This is a genomic window from Pseudomonas sp. NPDC089392, assembly GCF_044749595.1.
Classification (GTDB): domain Bacteria; phylum Pseudomonadota; class Gammaproteobacteria; order Pseudomonadales; family Pseudomonadaceae; genus Aquipseudomonas.
Genome location: NZ_JBIVIF010000013.1, coordinates 89277 through 104502, shown reverse-complemented (window position 1 = coordinate 104502; position 15226 = coordinate 89277). Strand labels below are relative to the sequence as shown.

Below are 15226 nucleotides of genomic sequence, written 5' to 3'. Positions count from 1 at the left end.
CTTGTGTCGCGAAAGGGCCGCAAAGCGCCCCCAGCTTTATTCCTGCAGAGGCAGGGTAGCCTGCTGACGCAGGGTAGCCCCCAGGAAGTACGCCGGCGCACGCATGCGCGACAGCATCATCAGCCCGATGCCCAGCACCGAGATGATCGCGGCAATCACGAACACCAACCCCAGCCCGCCCACATGCGAGCCGCTGCCGAAGTCCGGCGAAGCGCTGTCGATGGCGGTGCGCGCGAAAATCACCGACAGGATCACCCCACCCACCAGCGGGCACATGCCGCGCATGATGAAGTGGCGCAGGCTGCTGAACAGGCTGTCACGGAAATACCAGACGCAGGCGAACGCCGTCAGCGAATAGTAGAAGCAGATCATCATGCCCAGTGCCGTGATGGTATCCGCCAGCACGTTCTCGCTAAGGGTACGCATGGTCACGTAGAACAAGCCGGCAGCGATGCCCGCACAAATGGTGGCGTAGCGCGGGGTTTGCGAGCGCGGGCAGACACTGGCGAACTTCGGCGGTACCGCGCCGTAGTAACCCATGGCCAACAGGGTGCGCGCCGGCGCCACGAAGGTCGACTGCAGCGAGGCTGCGGTGCTGGCCAGCACCGCGATGGACATCAGGATCGCCAGCGGCCCCATGACCGGGCCGGCCAGGTGGGCAAACACGTTCTCCTGGATGCGCGGGTTGTTCAGGCCCAGGCCAGTTTCACTGATACCGGCAAACTGCAGGGTGGCGATGGCGGTGAACAGGTACAGGCCGAGGATCAGCATCACCGTCCAGGTAGCGGCCTTGCCCGGCACTTCTTCACTGCCCACCGATTCCTCGCTGACGGTCAGGCAGGTGTCCCAACCCCAGAAGATGAAGATCGACAGCGACAGCCCGGCGGCAAAGGCCGAGAACGACTCGACGCCGAACGGGTTGAACCAGGCGAAATCGAACGCCAGCGGTGGCGGTGCAGTGGTGCCACCGAAGGCGGCGAAGGCAAAGCCGATCAGCACCAGCAACTGCAGGGCCACCAGGCCGTACTGCACAGTCATGGTGGTGGCTATGCCGCGACAGCAGATCCACACCGCCAGGGCGATGAACACGCAACAGGTGGTGATGTTGATCAACAGGTTGTCGGCCAACGCCGCCAACTCGTGCTTGCCAGTGATCTGGCCGAGGAACAGGTAGAAGAAGTCGACCGCCACGCCGGCCAGGTTGGACAGCACGATGGTGGTGGCCACCACCAGCCCCCAGCCGCCAATCCAGCCGATCATCGGGCCGAAGGCACGCGCCGACCAGGTGAATGAAGTGCCACTGTCCGGCTCTGCCGAGTTCAGTTCGCGGTAGCCCAGGGCCACCAGCAGCATCGGCAGGAAGCCAACGATGAACACGGCTGGCAGGTGGGCACCCACCTCACGCACGGTCGGGCCAAGGGCGCCGGTCAGGGTGTAGACCGGCGCGATGGTGGAAATGCCCAGCACCACGCTGGCCAGCAAGCCCAAGCGGCCTTTGGCCAGGCCCTTGCTGCGCTGGGTGTTGCCCGCGTCGGCCGCCACATCGGGTGGGCGGCCGGCTTCTGTGTAATTGCTCATGAGTATTTGCCGTAAATTTTGGAATTGTTTTCACAGGCCTTGCGTACAAGGCCCGCTTTCACTCATTGAAAGCTTGCTGTCGGGGACACGTCATCCGAGACCTTCGGCTGACGTCAGCATCACGCCTGCCGTGCGCCCTCCCGTGCTGCGTAGGCAATGCAGGCCTCGCGAAACGCCTGAAACAGGCGCAGCGAGACCGGGTTTTCACTAAAACGCCACTCCGGGTGCCACTGCACGCCGAGCACAAAGCCCGGCGCATCAGGCATGGACACCGCTTCGATCAGGCCATCCGGGGCCCGTGCTTCGACGCGCAGGCCTGGGGCCAGGCGGTCAATGCCCTGGCTGTGCAGCGAGTTGACCTCGAACTGCGCAGCCAGGCCCAGGCGCTCGAACAACCCGCCAGGCTCAATGCTGACCGGGTGACGAGGGCCGTACTGCACCTCCAGGGGTGCGTCCTCAGGTTCGCGGTGGTCCACATAACCGGGCAGTTCCTGCACGCGCTGGTGCAGGCTGCCGCCAAGGGCCACGTTCAATTCCTGGTAGCCACGGCAGATGCACAACACCGGCACACCAGCAGCAATGGCCGCCTGCAGCAACGGCAGGGTCAGCCGATCACGCGCCAGGTCGTGCCGGGTGCCCGCCGCGCTGGGGGCGCCATTGTAATGATGCGGTTCGATATTTGAAGGCGAGCCGGTAAAAACAATGCCGTGCAGGCGGGCCAGCAGCGCGGGTGTGTCGCTGCCGCCGTCACGGGCCGGCAAGATCAGCGGCAGGCCGGCAAAGCCGGCCGCCTCGACATACTTGTCGCCTACCGTGTGCGACGAGTTCTTCCCCACCTGCTGGCGGCAGGCGCTGACACCGATCAAGGGGACCGCAGTTGCGCTCATGGGCTTACACCGTGTGCAGGTACCAGTTGTACTCAAGGTCGGAGATCGACACTTCGAACTCGGCCAGTTCGCTTTCCTTGCAGGCCACGAAAATATCGATGTAGTCCGGGCTGATGTATTGGTTGAGGACTTCGCTGTCATCCAGCGCGCGCAGGGCATCGCGCAGGTTGTTCGGTAGGCTCTGCTCCAGCTGTTCGTAGGAGTTGCCTTCGATCGGTGCCTCTGGCTCGACCTTGTTGGTCAGGCCGTGGTGCACGCCGGCCAGAATGGCCGCCAGCATCAGGTACGGGTTGGCGTCGGCGCCGGCCACGCGGTGCTCAAGGCGCACGTTGTCGCTGCTGTCGGTCGGCACGCGTACCGCTACGGTGCGGTTGTCCAGGCCCCAGCTCGGTGCATTGGGCACGTAGAACTGCGCGCCAAAACGGCGGTAGGAGTTGATGTTCGGGCAGAGGAAGGCCATCGACGCCGGCATGGTCTCCAGCACGCCACCGATGGCGTGGCGCAGCGTGTCACTTTGCAGCGGATCGTCACTGGCGAAGATGTTCTTGCCGGTTTTCTTGTCCAGCAACGAAATGTGCACATGCAGGCCATTGCCAGCCTGGCCCGGGTAGGGCTTGGCCATGAAAGTGGTGTCCATTTCATGGTCGTAGGCAACGTTCTTGATCAGGCGCTTGAGCAGGATCGCGTAGTCGCAGGCCTTCAGCGGGTCGGCCACGTGGTGCAGGTTGACCTCGAACTGCGCCGGGGCGCTCTCCTTGACGATGGCGTCAGCAGGCAGGCCCTGCTCCTTGGCCGCTTCGAGCATGTCCTGCAGGCAGTCGGCGTATTCGTCGAGGTCGTCGATCAGGTACACCTGGGTCGATTGCGGGCGCTTGCCGGAAATCGGCGAGCGCGGCGGCTGCGGGCGGCCGTTGAGGTTGTCCTGGTCGATCAGGTAGAACTCCAGCTCGAACGCGGCGCAGATATCCAGGCCCAGGTCGTCGAACTTGCTTACCACCTGGCGCAGCACTTCACGCGGGTCGGCGAAGAACGGCTGGCCATCCATCTCGTGCATGGTCATCAGCAGCTGGGCGGTCGGGCGCTTCTGCCACGGCTCGTCCGACAGCGTGCCGGGGATCGGGAAGCAGATGCGGTCGGCATCGCCGATGTCCAGGCCAAGGCCGGTGCTTTCCACGGTGGAGCCGTTGATGTCCAGGGCGAACAGCGATGCCGGCAGGTTGATGCCCTTTTCGTACACCTTGTGCAGGCTGGCCCGCTCGATGCGCTTGCCACGTACCACGCCATTCATGTCGGAGATCAGCAGGTCGACGTACTGCGTGTCCGGATGGGCCTGGAGGAAGTCATTCATCTCGCTGGAAGAACTGGCGCACGGGGTTACCGACGTCATGGCTGTACATCCTATGATTTGCTGCGGCGATGTGGGGATACGGCTGGCGCCTCACGGGCGACGATGGTTGCAGCTGTTGTTCTTTTCACTTTCCCATCGTGGGGATTGGTTACCCGACCGGGCGCATTGATTCCGGGGGGCCGTTTCACTATAAAATGGCCCCGACGCAACAGACATTGGCAATTCGGCAAGCAGAGCGTGCACCAATGCAATATCAGATTACCCACGCCGACCTTTCCCTGGTCCTGGCACTGGAACGTGGCCGCTCGCTGGCCAAAGCCGCCGAGCTGCTCAAAGTCGACGTTTCGACCGTGTTCCGTTCGATTCGCCGGCTTGAATCGGCACTCGGTACCGCGCTGTTTGTAAAAAGCCGCAAAGGCTACCTGCCAACCGATACCGCCCAGGCCCTGGCGGAACAGGCCGAGCGCGCCGAGCAGGCGCTGGAGGCGGCGCGCATCGCCATGACCAGTGGCGAGCAGGTGGTCAGCGGTACGGTGCGCCTGACTTGTACCGAGGCGGTGATGCACAGCCTGCTGCTGCCGGCGCTGGCCGAGTTCATGCCCAACTACCCGGCCTTGTCGCTGGAGATGGGCACCTCCAACACCTTTGCCAACCTCAGCCGACGCGATGCCGACATTGCCCTGCGCCTGACCAACACGCCGCCGGAGCACCTGGTGGGCCGGAACCTGGGCTCTACCTCTTATGTAATCTGCGGCCAGCCGCAGTGGCGCGAGCGCCTGGCCGCGGCGCCGGCCAGCGTGCCGTGGATCGCCCCCGACGACTCCATGCAGGACCACCCCACGGTGGTCTGGCGCAACCAGCAGCATCCGGGGCTGAGCCCGCGCTACCAGTGCAGCGGCATGTCGACCATCGCCCAACTGGTGACCGCCGGGCTGGGTGTGGCGGCGTTGCCGGACTACATGGTGCATGCGCTGCCGGGGGTGGATGCGCTGAGCGGGCCGCTGCCCGGCTGCGATACCCAGCTGTGGCTGTTGACCCGGCCGGATTGCCGGGCGTTGCGCTCGGTGCAGACCTTGTTCGAGGAGCTGACCCCGAGGTTGCGTGACGCGATGCTCTGAGGTTATCGTCAGGTTCATGCATCGAGGGTGTCTGTTCCGGCCCTTTCGCGGCTAAAGCCGCTCCCACAGGGTGCGGCGGCAGGCCCGGGGATGAATCGGCCCGACAAAACAGCGCTTCCCTATTGGCTGGTGATTTTTTAAACTATCGAGTCCGCCTGCCCATTATTGGGCTGCACGCCCACCGCATTTGCTACTGAGGAAGACCATGGCCCGCGTAACTGTTGAAGACTGCCTGGAACACGTGGATAACCGCTTTGAGCTGGTCATGCTCTCGACCAAGCGCGCTCGCCAGCTGGCGACCGGCGGCAAAGAGCCACGCGTAGCGTGGGAAAACGACAAGCCTACCGTTGTTGCCCTGCGTGAAATCGCCGAAGGCATCGTCACCAACGAGTTCATCGCCGCCGAAGAGATCGTCACCGAGGATCCGGTCTTCGCCGCGTTCGAGGACGAGAACAACGAGGCTGTCTGATTGATGCCAGGTCGACGTCGCACGGCGCAAGGCCCCCTTCCTCGGCAGGAGGTGAACCCATGCCGGGTATAGAAGCCTTGGCCGAACGGCTGTCGACCTATCTTGGCCCCGAACAGGTCAACCTGGTCCGGCGCGCCTATTTCTACGCCGAACAGGCCCACGATGGGCAACGCCGCCGCAGCGGCGAGCCCTACGTGACCCACCCGCTGGCCGTGGCCAGCATCCTCGCCGACATGCACATGGACCATCAGAGCCTGATGGCCGCCATGCTGCACGACGTGATCGAAGACACCGGCATCGCCAAGGAAGCCCTCAGCCAGCAGTTTGGCGAGACCGTGGCCGAACTGGTCGATGGGGTCAGCAAGCTGACCCAGATGAACTTCGAGACCAAGGCAGAGGCGCAGGCCGAAAACTTCCAGAAAATGGCCATGGCCATGGCCCGCGATATCCGCGTGATCCTTGTCAAGCTGGCCGACCGCCTGCACAACATGCGCACCCTGGAAGTGCTGTCTGGCGAAAAACGCCGGCGCATCGCCAAGGAAACTCTCGAAATCTACGCCCCCATCGCCAACCGCCTGGGTATGCACACGGTGCGCGTAGAGTTCGAGGACCTCGGCTTCAAGGCCATGCACCCGATGCGCTCGTCGCTGATTCACCGGGCGGTGAAAAGCGCACGCGGCAACCGCAAAGAGATCGTCGCCAAGATCGAGCACTCGCTGGCCAACTGCCTGGCTGCCGACGGCATCGAAGGAGAGGTCAGCGGCCGGCAGAAACACCTCTATGGCATCTACAAGAAGATGCGCGGCAAGCGCCGCGCCTTCAACGAGATCATGGACGTGTATGCCTTCCGCATCATCGTCGACAAGGTCGACACCTGCTACCGCGTACTCGGCGCAGTGCACAACCTGTACAAGCCGCTGCCCGGTCGCTTCAAGGATTACATCGCGATCCCCAAGGCCAACGGCTACCAGTCGTTGCATACCACGCTGTTCGGCATGCACGGCGTGCCCATCGAAATCCAGATCCGCACCCGCGAGATGGAAGAGATGGCCAACAACGGCATTGCCGCGCACTGGCTGTACAAGTCCAACGACGACGAGCAGCCCAAGGGCAGCCACGCCCGCGCCCGCCAGTGGGTCAAGGGTATCCTCGAGCTGCAGCAACGGGCCGGCAACTCGCTGGAGTTCATCGAGAGCGTGAAGATCGACCTGTTCCCGGACGAGGTCTACGTGTTCACGCCCAAAGGCCGGATCATGGAGCTGCCGAAAGGCTCCACGGCCGTCGACTTCGCCTACGCGGTGCACACCGACGTTGGCAACAGTTGCATCGCCTGCCGCATCAACCGCCGCCTGGCGCCGCTGTCCGAGCCACTGCAAAGCGGCTCGACGGTGGAAATCGTCAGCGCCCCGGGCGCACGGCCAAACCCGGCCTGGCTCAACTTCGTGGTCACCGGCAAGGCGCGCACGCACATCCGCCATGCGCTCAAGCAGCAGCGCCGCTCCGAGTCCATCAGCCTCGGCGAGCGCCTGTTGAACAAGGTGTTGACCGGCTTCGACAGCAGCCTGGAGAAAATCCCCCAGGAGCGCATCCAGGCGATTCTCGCCGAGTACCGCCTGGAGCTGATCGAAGACCTGCTCGAAGACATCGGCCTGGGCAACCGCATGGCCTACGTGGTCGCGCGCCGCCTGCTGTCGGCCGAAGGCGAGCAGCTGCCGGCGCCGGAAGGCCCGCTGGCAATCCGCGGTACCGAGGGCTTGGTGCTGAGCTACGCCAAGTGCTGTACGCCGATCCCGGGCGACCCGATCGTTGGTCACCTGTCGGCCGGCAAGGGCATGGTCGTGCACCTGGAAAACTGCCGCAACATCAGTGAAATCCGCCACAACCCGGAAAAGTGCGTGCAGCTCTCCTGGGCCAAGGACATCACGGGCGAGTTCAATGTCGAACTGCGTGTCGAACTGGAACACCAGCGTGGCCTGATCGCCCTGCTGGCCAGCAGCGTCAACGCCGCCGACGGCAACATCGAGAAGATCAGCATGGACGAACGCGACGGCCGTATCAGCGTGGTCCAACTGGTGGTCAGCGTGCACGACCGCGTGCACCTGGCACGTGTGATCAAGAAGCTGCGTACCCTGACCGGTGTGGTCCGCATCACCCGCATGCGTACGTAGTCCGCCAACCGCAAGGAGTCATCATGAGCAAGACCGTCATCAACAGCGACAAGGCCCCAGCCGCTATCGGTACCTACTCGCAGGCGATCAAGGCCGGCAACACCGTGTACATGTCGGGCCAGATCCCGCTGGACCCGAAGACCATGGAACTGGTCGAAGGCTTCGAAGCCCAGACCGTGCAGGTGTTCGAGAACCTCAAGGCCGTGGCTGAAGCCGCTGGCGGTTCGTTCAAGGACATCGTCAAGCTGAACATCTTCCTCACCGACCTCAGCCACTTCGCCAAGGTCAACGAGGTGATGGGCCGCTACTTCGAGCAGCCATACCCGGCCCGCGCCGCCATTGGCGTTGCCGCGCTGCCAAAAGGCGCCCAGGTCGAAATGGACGCCATCCTGGTCATCGAATGATGCCCCTGGTGACGGGCGCCCTGCCCGTCACCTTCTCTCCTCTGCAAGGTTACCCCGTCATGCGTCAAGCACTGCCCCTCGCGCTGGCAGCCCTGCTACTGGGCGGCTGCGCCAGCCACAAACCCGAAGACTTCAACGGCACCTGGATCAACCAGGACGCCATCACCGCGGCCGTCAAAGGCGGCAGCCTGCGCCAGGCGCTGAACGAGAACGGCCCGGTATTCGAGTGGAAGCTCGACGTCGCCAACCAGCAGGCCAGCTTCAGCAATGGTTTCGAAGCGGCTGACGGCCAGCTGAGCGCCAATGACAAGCAATGGCAGGCCAGCTTCCAGGGCGGCCAGACCGAACAGCTGTCGCTCGATGGTAACGAGCTGCAAGCCGTCGACCAGAGCGGCAGCAAGCAGACCTTCGTGCGCGCCAAGGCACCGGCAACCGCCAATGCACCGCTGGGCAGCAGCTTCGAGAAGGCGCTGTACCAGGCTTACCTGGGCGGCAACTGGAAAATCGTCGAGGGCCAGGGCAAAGGTGGCAGCGTGCGCTTCAGCGACACCGGTAGCGTCACCGGCCTGCCTGGACCAGACCGCTTCGCCCTGTGCCTGGCAGGCGACTGCGCGACCATGGGCGGCAGCAATGACAGCCTGTGGCTGGAACGCAACCAGCGTGGCGCGCCGTTCATCCTCAAACGCGATGGCGACAAGCTGGAGATCTTCCAGGCGCTGAACCGTGCGCAGGCGGATGAAATGCCGCAACTGGCGGCGGGCAAGCGACAGTGGGTGCTGGAAAAGAGCTGAAGCCTGCTGAAATCGCCACCGGCCTCTTCGCGGGTAAACCCGCTCCCACAGGTACGGCACCGCCGGTGAGTGCGACGCTATACATGTGGGAGCGGGTTCACCCGCGAAGAGGCCGGTGGACTCAGCACATTCCTTTCAGGATTGCGGCATAGCCTTCCTTGTAACTCGGATACACCGGCGCCCAACCCAGCGCCCGCGCCCGGGCATTGCTGCAGCGCTTGCTGCCGGTGCGCCGCACCCGCTGTTCATCGGACCACTCGGTAACTCCCATGTACCCGCGCAGCCAGGCCACCACATCGGCCAGCGGTGCCGGGTCGTCATCTACGCCGATGTAGCAGTCGTCCAGCACTTTGCCGTCGGCATCAGCCTGCAGCAGGAACGCCAACAGGCTGGCAGCATCCTCGGCATGAATGCGGTTGCCATACAGCGGCGGCTCTTCGGCTACGCGGTAACCCTGGCGCACCTGGCTCAACAGCCACTCGCGGCCGGGGCCATAGATGCCGGTCAGGCGTACTACGCTCGCCGGGATGCCACTGGCCAGCGCCAGCGCTTCAGCCTCCAGCATCACCCGCCCGGAATAGCCCTCCGGCTCGGTGGCCGCACCTTCCTCGATCCACTCGCCGTCCTTTTGCGCATACACGCTGCTGCTGGAGACGAACAGAAGGCGGCGCGGGCGCTGGCCGCGCTCGGCCAGCCAGGCCAGCACATGACGCAAGCCGTCGACATAAGCCGACTGGTAACCCGCCTCGTCATGCTGGCTGGCCGCCACGCAGTACACCAGATAGTCCAGCGGACCCTGTGGCCAAGCGTGCGGAATCGACGGCTCGGCCAGGTCTGCGGCAACCGGCGCAACGCCCGCTGGCAGCTCTCCGACCGAACGGCGCAGGCCGCTCACCTGCCAGCCACGCGCCAGCATTTGCCGAGCCAGGCGCCCGCCTACATCACCACAACCCACCACCATCACGGAAAGGTCTGACATCACAAAACTCCCTAGACCAATTGATCAGCCGGCCACGCTACACGATGGATGGCTAGACCATAGGCGAAAAAAGCAACAAGATTGCTTTTGTTAACAAGAATTACTTGCAATAATGGCCGCCAATTTGTTCTCGGCCTACCTCGAGGCCTTGGAGAACGCTCACTTTTTTCTTCATCAGGTCCGGCCAGCATGACACGTACTCAACCTTCCGCTTCGCCAACCCCGTCGCGCGCCTGGCGCGCCATCGCCGCGCTGACACTCAGCCTGGTGCTGGCCCCGGTGGCCATGGCCGATGAGCCAACCGCCAACGCTGCCACCCCTGCCGCCGCCACTGCTCCGGTAGCTGCCCCGGCAGCCGATGCGCAGGCGCCTGCTGCCGGCGCAGCTGCCACCACCCCGGTTGAGGCACCTGCTGCAGTAGACCCAAGCGTCGAAGCCCTGGTTGAAGATACCTCGCTGGGCATGGCCCACGACCTGTCCCCATGGGGCATGTACAAGAACGCCGACATCGTCGTGAAGATCGTCATGATCGGCCTGGCCATCGCCTCCATCATCACCTGGACCATCTGGATTGCCAAAGGCTTCGAGCTGATGGGCGCCAAGCGTCGCCTGCGTGGTGAAATCGCCCAACTGAAGAAGTCCGCCAGCCTGAAAGAAGCCAGCGATGTCTCCAACAAGGAAGGCACCCTGGCCCACACCCTGGTCCATGACGCCCTCGAAGAGATGCGCCTGTCGGCCAATGCCCGCGAGAAAGAAGGCATCAAGGAACGCGTCAGCTTCCGCCTGGAGCGCCTGGTGCACGCCAGCGGCCGCAACATGAGCAATGGCACCGGCGTACTCGCCACCATCGGTTCCACCGCACCCTTCGTCGGCCTGTTCGGTACCGTATGGGGCATCATGAACAGCTTCATCGGCATCGCCAAGACCCAGACCACCAACCTGGCCGTGGTTGCCCCAGGTATCGCCGAAGCCCTGCTGGCCACCGCCCTGGGCCTGGTCGCGGCAATCCCTGCAGTGGTCATCTACAACGTCTTCGCCCGCTCCATTGCCGGCTACAAGGCCCAGGTGTCCGACGCCTCCGCCCAGGTACTGCTGCTGGTCAGCCGTGACCTGGACCACCAGGGCAGCGAGCGCGCTGCCCCGCACATGGTGAAAGTGGGGTAAGCCATGGGCCTGCATCTCAACGAAGGTGGCGACGACCTCGCCGAAAACCACGAAATCAACGTTACGCCGTTCATCGACGTGATGCTGGTGCTGCTGATCATCTTCATGGTCGCAGCCCCCCTGGCCACGGTCGACATCAAGGTCGACCTGCCGGCCTCGACCGCCAAACCGGCGCCGAGGCCCGAGAAACCGGTGTTCGTCAGCGTCAAGGCCGACCAGAAGCTGTACGTCGGCGACGATCAGGTTCCGGCACCCGACCAGCTTGGCCCGATGCTCGACGCCAAGACCAAGGGTGACAAGGAAACCACCATCTTCTTCCAGGCCGACAAAGGCGTGGATTACGGTGACCTGATGGAAGTGATGAACAACATGCGCGCGGCCGGCTACCTGAAAGTCGGTCTGGTAGGTCTCGAGACGGCAGCCAAGAAATGACAAAAACGCGCTCAAACATGGCGCGCTACGGTGGCAGCCTGGCGATCGTGCTGGGCGTGCACGTAGTCGCCGTGCTGCTGACGCTCAACTGGTCGGTGCCCCAGGCCATCGAGCTGCCCCCGGCAGCCATGATGGTCGAACTGGCACCGTTGCCGGAGCCTGCGCCACCACCACCTCCAAAGGCAGCTCCGCAGCCACCGGCGCCGGTCGAAGAACCACCGCTGCCGAAGCTGGTGGAGGCACCCAAGCCCAAGATCGCCATCCCCAAGCCGCCCAAGCCGAAGGCCAAGCCACAACCGCCCAAGCCCGAGAAAAAGCCTGAGCCGCCGAAGGAGGCACCACCAACCGAGGAAACGGTAGACGCACCGCCGAGCAACACGCCACCGCAGAAGTCTGCGGCACCGGCACCGAGCATCGCGTCCAACAGCAACGCCCTGCCGACCTGGCAGAGTGACCTGCTGCGTCACCTGGCCAAGTACAAGCGTTACCCGGAAGACGCGCGCCGTCGCGGCCTGCAGGGCATCAACCGCCTGCGCTTCGTGGTCGACGCCGAAGGCAAGGTGGTGTCGTACTCCATGGCCGGTGGTTCGGGCAGTGCTGCACTGGACCGGGCGACCCTGGAAATGATCCGTCGGGCCGGCACGGTACCCAAGCCGCCACCTGAGTTGCTGAACAATGGCACGATTGAAGTCGTGGCACCGTTCGTCTACTCGCTGGACCGCCGCTAAGACTTTTGCTTCTGTCACAAATCGGCAAGTCTGATAACGTGCGTCTATCGATTGCAGCCGCTATGCTGGGCCCGCAACTTCATGGACGCACGTTATGACCCTCACAGAATTACGCTACATCGTCACACTCGCCCAGGAACAGCACTTCGGCCATGCCGCCGAGCGCTGCCACGTGAGCCAGCCGACCCTGTCGGTCGGGGTGAAGAAGCTCGAGGATGAGCTTGGCGTTCTGATCTTCGAGCGCAGCAAGAGCGCGGTGCGCCTGACCCCGGTTGGCGAAAGCATCGTCGCCCAGGCACAAAAGGTCCTGGAGCAGGCCCAGGGCATTCGCGAGCTGGCCCAGGCCGGCAAGAACCAGCTGACCGCCCCGCTCAAGGTCGGCGCCATCTATACCGTTGGCCCGTACCTGTTCCCGCACCTGATCCCGCAGTTGCACCGCGTGGCGCCGCAAATGCCGCTGTACATCGAAGAAAACTTCACCCATGTACTGCGCGAAAAGCTGCGTAACGGCGAACTGGATGCGGTGATCATCGCCCTGCCGTTCAACGAAGCCGACGTGCTGACCCTGCCGCTTTACGATGAGCCGTTCTGCGCCTTGATGCCGGCCGACCACCCGTGGACGGCGAAAAAGACCATCGATACTGCCATGCTTAACGACAAGAGCCTGCTGCTGCTCGGTGAGGGCCACTGCTTCCGCGACCAGGTACTGGAAGCTTGCCCAACGCTGAACAAAGGCGGTGAAGGGGCCAAACACACCACGGTCGAATCCAGCTCGCTGGAAACCATCCGCCACATGGTGGCCTCGGGCCTTGGCGTATCGATCCTGCCGCTGTCCGCTGTGCACAGCCACCATTACGCTCCCGGCGTGATCGAAGTGCGCCCGCTGACTGCACCGGCACCATTCCGCACCGTGGCTATCGCCTGGCGCGCCAGCTTCCCGCGGCCCAAGGCCATCGAGATCCTCGCCGACTCGATCCGCCTGTGCTCGGTGGCCAAAGCGCCCGCGGAACAACCGGCCTGAGCCATGAGTGAGCTGTCGAAGGTCCCGGTAACGGTGCTCAAGGGGGTTGGCGAGGCCATGGCGGAAAAACTCGCCAAGGTCGGCCTGGAAAACCTGCAGGACGTACTGTTCCATCTGCCCCTGCGCTACCAGGACCGCACCCGTGTGGTGCCGATCGGTCAGTTGCGCCCTGGCCAGGACGCAGTGATCGAGGGCGTGGTCAGCGGTGCCGACGTGACCATGGGCAAGCGCCGCAGCCTGGTGGTGCGCCTGGGTGATGGCAGCGGCGTGCTGAGCCTGCGCTTCTACCACTTCAGCAACGCGCAGAAGGAAGGCCTCAAGCGTGGCACCCACCTGCGTTGCTACGGCGAAGCCCGCCCCGGCGCTTCGGGCCTGGAAATCTACCACCCGGAGTATCGCGCCCTGAACGGCGACGAACCGCCGCCTCCGGTCGATCAGACCCTGACACCGATCTACCCGTCTACCGAAGGCCTTACCCAACAACGCCTGCGCCTGCTGTGCCAGCAGAGCCTGGGCCTGCTTGGCCCGCGCAGCCTGCCCGACTGGCTGCCCGACGAACTGGCCCGCGACTATCAGTTGGCACCGCTGGACGATGCCATCCGCTACCTGCACAACCCGCCAGCCGACGCCGACGTCGACGAACTGGCCTTGGGTCACCACTGGGCTCAGCACCGCCTGGCCTTCGAAGAACTGCTGACCCACCAGCTTTCGCAACAGCGCCTGCGCGAAAGCCTGCGCAGCCTGCGGGCGCCGGTACTGCCCAAGGCCACGCGCCTGCAGGCGCAATACCTGGCCAACCTGGGCTTCCAGCCGACTGGCGCGCAGCAGCGGGTGGCCAACGAAATTGCCTACGACCTCAGCCAGCACGAGCCGATGATGCGCCTGGTGCAGGGCGACGTGGGTGCCGGCAAGACCGTGGTCGCTGCCCTGGCCGCGTTGCAGGCCCTGGAGGCCGGCTACCAGGTGGCGTTGATGGCGCCCACCGAGATCCTCGCTGAACAACACTACATCACCTTCAAACGCTGGCTTGAACCACTGGGCATCGAAGTGGCCTGGCTGGCTGGCAAGCTCAAGGGCAAGGCCCGGGCTGCGTCCCTGGAGCAGATCGCCAACGGTGCGCCGATGGTGGTTGGCACCCATGCGCTGTTCCAGGAAGAAGTGAAGTTCAAGCACCTGGCCCTGGCGATCATCGATGAACAGCACCGCTTTGGCGTGCAACAGCGCCTGGCCCTGCGCAAGAAGGGCGTGGCCGGCGAGCTGTGCCCACACCAGCTGATCATGACCGCTACGCCTATTCCGCGCACCCTGGCCATGAGCGCCTACGCCGACCTGGATACCTCGGTGCTTGATGAGCTACCGCCCGGGCGTACCCCGGTGAACACCGTGCTGGTGGCTGACAGCCGCCGCTTCGAAGTGGTCGAGCGGGTACGCGCCGCCTGCGCCGAGGGGCGCCAGGCCTATTGGGTGTGCACCCTGATCGAAGAGTCCGAAGAGCTGACCTGCCAGGCCGCCGAAAGCACCTACGAGGAGCTTGGCAGCGCCTTGGGCGAACTGCGGGTGGGGCTGATACACGGGCGCATGAAACCGGCAGAAAAAGCCGAAATCATGGCGCAGTTCAAGGCTGGTGAACTGCAACTGCTGGTCGCCACCACGGTCATCGAGGTAGGCGTGGACGTGCCCAATTCCAGCCTGATGATCATCGAGAACCCCGAGCGCCTGGGCCTGGCCCAGTTGCACCAGCTGCGTGGCCGGGTAGGCCGGGGCAGTGCTGTCAGCCATTGCGTGCTGCTGTACCACCCGCCGCTGTCGCAGATCGGCCGCGAGCGCCTGGGGATCATGCGCGAGACCAACGACGGCTTCATCATCGCCGAAAAAGACCTGGAGCTGAGGGGCCCCGGCGAGATGCTTGGCACCCGCCAGACTGGCCTGCTGCAGTTCAAGGTCGCCGACCTGATGCGCGACGCCGACCTGCTGCCGGCCGTGCGCGACGCCGCTCAGGCCCTGATCGCACGCTGGCCGGATCACGTCAGCCCGCTGCTCGACCGCTGGCTGCGCCATGGCCAGCAATATGGCCAAGTGTGACCTCGGTCCCATAATGGATCCAGATTTGCCACCAGGCTGGTTATACTTCGCGTTTAA

Annotated in this window: 14 protein-coding genes; 10 read left to right on the top strand and 4 right to left on the bottom strand. The window is 64.1% G+C overall.

Translation table 11 applies throughout. The features are described 5' to 3' along the window. Positions 1–36 precede the first annotated feature (36 nt). From ACIP1G_RS14090 to ACIP1G_RS14080, 3 genes are all read right to left on the bottom strand, one after another. Positions 37–1578 (bottom strand): APC family permease, encoded by a 1542-nt coding sequence (locus ACIP1G_RS14090; RefSeq protein WP_400737867.1) that lies wholly within the window; start codon positions 1576–1578, stop codon positions 37–39. Between the two features lie 119 nt (positions 1579–1697). Beyond that, complete coding sequence (locus tag ACIP1G_RS14085; RefSeq protein WP_400737864.1) at positions 1698–2465, bottom strand: gamma-glutamyl-gamma-aminobutyrate hydrolase family protein; 768 nt, start codon at positions 2463–2465, stop codon at positions 1698–1700. Positions 2466–2469: 4 nt separating this feature from the next. Further along, positions 2470–3852: a glutamine synthetase family protein gene (locus ACIP1G_RS14080; protein WP_400737861.1), complete on the bottom strand. Its 1383-nt coding sequence runs from the start codon at positions 3850–3852 to the stop codon at positions 2470–2472. Between the two features lie 206 nt (positions 3853–4058). On the opposite strand from ACIP1G_RS14080, the gene ACIP1G_RS14075 reads away from it, so the two are divergent. From ACIP1G_RS14075 to ACIP1G_RS14055, 5 genes are all read left to right on the top strand, one after another. Next, positions 4059–4931, top strand: a complete 873-nt coding sequence (locus ACIP1G_RS14075; protein ID WP_400737858.1) for a LysR family transcriptional regulator — start codon at positions 4059–4061, stop codon at positions 4929–4931. Between the two features lie 205 nt (positions 4932–5136). Beyond that, the gene (gene rpoZ / locus ACIP1G_RS14070) at positions 5137–5400 is read left to right on the top strand and encodes a DNA-directed RNA polymerase subunit omega (protein WP_003253383.1); all 264 of its coding nucleotides are present in this window, start codon (positions 5137–5139) and stop codon (positions 5398–5400) included. 59 nt (positions 5401–5459) lie between these two features. Next, complete coding sequence (gene spoT / locus ACIP1G_RS14065; RefSeq protein WP_019471052.1) at positions 5460–7568, top strand: bifunctional GTP diphosphokinase/guanosine-3',5'-bis pyrophosphate 3'-pyrophosphohydrolase; 2109 nt, start codon at positions 5460–5462, stop codon at positions 7566–7568. Positions 7569–7591: 23 nt separating this feature from the next. Further along, a complete protein-coding gene (locus tag ACIP1G_RS14060; RefSeq protein ID WP_009684531.1) occupies positions 7592–7972 on the top strand; it encodes a RidA family protein in 381 nt (126 codons plus the stop codon). A gap of 59 nt (positions 7973–8031) precedes the next feature. Next, positions 8032–8763, top strand: a complete 732-nt coding sequence (locus ACIP1G_RS14055; protein ID WP_400737855.1) for a hypothetical protein — start codon at positions 8032–8034, stop codon at positions 8761–8763. 121 nt (positions 8764–8884) lie between these two features. Here the strand turns inward: ACIP1G_RS14055 and ACIP1G_RS14050 are convergent, their stop codons facing one another. Beyond that, entirely contained in the window at positions 8885–9742 is an 858-nt protein-coding gene (locus ACIP1G_RS14050; RefSeq protein ID WP_400737853.1) for an SDR family oxidoreductase, read from the bottom strand. 189 nt (positions 9743–9931) lie between these two features. Between ACIP1G_RS14050 and exbB the strand changes: the two genes are divergently transcribed. The 5 genes from exbB to recG all read left to right on the top strand — a co-directional run bounded on the left by exbB (position 9932) and on the right by recG (position 15169). Continuing rightward, complete coding sequence (gene exbB, locus ACIP1G_RS14045; protein ID WP_400737850.1) at positions 9932–10906, top strand: tonB-system energizer ExbB; 975 nt, start codon at positions 9932–9934, stop codon at positions 10904–10906. 3 nt (positions 10907–10909) lie between these two features. Next, positions 10910–11338 (top strand): TonB system transport protein ExbD, encoded by a 429-nt coding sequence (gene exbD / locus ACIP1G_RS14040; protein WP_013974803.1) that lies wholly within the window; start codon positions 10910–10912, stop codon positions 11336–11338. Continuing rightward, positions 11335–12066: an energy transducer TonB gene (locus ACIP1G_RS14035; RefSeq protein ID WP_400737847.1), complete on the top strand. Its 732-nt coding sequence runs from the start codon at positions 11335–11337 to the stop codon at positions 12064–12066. Before exbD ends, ACIP1G_RS14035 begins: the two co-directional genes overlap by 4 nt. Before the next feature lie 94 nt (positions 12067–12160). Next, positions 12161–13087, top strand: coding sequence for a LysR substrate-binding domain-containing protein (locus ACIP1G_RS14030; protein WP_346644314.1), 927 nt, complete (start codon positions 12161–12163; stop codon positions 13085–13087). A gap of 3 nt (positions 13088–13090) precedes the next feature. Next, positions 13091–15169, top strand: coding sequence for an ATP-dependent DNA helicase RecG (gene recG, locus ACIP1G_RS14025; RefSeq protein ID WP_400737844.1), 2079 nt, complete (start codon positions 13091–13093; stop codon positions 15167–15169). Positions 15170–15226: the final 57 nt, after the last annotated feature.

Bases quoted from the DNA above. Each gene is read 5' to 3' on its own strand.
- ACIP1G_RS14030 (WP_346644314.1), top strand. From the start codon at position 12,161: ATGACCCTCACAGAATTACGCTACATCGTCACACTCGCCCAGGAACAG.
- recG (WP_400737844.1), top strand. From the start codon at position 13,091: ATGAGTGAGCTGTCGAAGGTCCCGGTAACGGTGCTCAAGGGGGTTGGC.
- ACIP1G_RS14055 (WP_400737855.1), top strand. From the start codon at position 8,032: ATGCGTCAAGCACTGCCCCTCGCGCTGGCAGCCCTGCTACTGGGCGGC.
- ACIP1G_RS14075 (WP_400737858.1), top strand. From the start codon at position 4,059: ATGCAATATCAGATTACCCACGCCGACCTTTCCCTGGTCCTGGCACTG.
- ACIP1G_RS14090 (WP_400737867.1), bottom strand. From the start codon at position 1,578: ATGAGCAATTACACAGAAGCCGGCCGCCCACCCGATGTGGCGGCCGAC.
- ACIP1G_RS14080 (WP_400737861.1), bottom strand. From the start codon at position 3,852: ATGACGTCGGTAACCCCGTGCGCCAGTTCTTCCAGCGAGATGAATGAC.
- ACIP1G_RS14060 (WP_009684531.1), top strand. From the start codon at position 7,592: ATGAGCAAGACCGTCATCAACAGCGACAAGGCCCCAGCCGCTATCGGT.
- ACIP1G_RS14085 (WP_400737864.1), bottom strand. From the start codon at position 2,465: ATGAGCGCAACTGCGGTCCCCTTGATCGGTGTCAGCGCCTGCCGCCAG.
- exbB (WP_400737850.1), top strand. From the start codon at position 9,932: ATGACACGTACTCAACCTTCCGCTTCGCCAACCCCGTCGCGCGCCTGG.
- exbD (WP_013974803.1), top strand. From the start codon at position 10,910: ATGGGCCTGCATCTCAACGAAGGTGGCGACGACCTCGCCGAAAACCAC.
- ACIP1G_RS14035 (WP_400737847.1), top strand. From the start codon at position 11,335: ATGACAAAAACGCGCTCAAACATGGCGCGCTACGGTGGCAGCCTGGCG.
- rpoZ (WP_003253383.1), top strand. From the start codon at position 5,137: ATGGCCCGCGTAACTGTTGAAGACTGCCTGGAACACGTGGATAACCGC.
- ACIP1G_RS14050 (WP_400737853.1), bottom strand. From the start codon at position 9,742: ATGTCAGACCTTTCCGTGATGGTGGTGGGTTGTGGTGATGTAGGCGGG.
- spoT (WP_019471052.1), top strand. From the start codon at position 5,460: ATGCCGGGTATAGAAGCCTTGGCCGAACGGCTGTCGACCTATCTTGGC.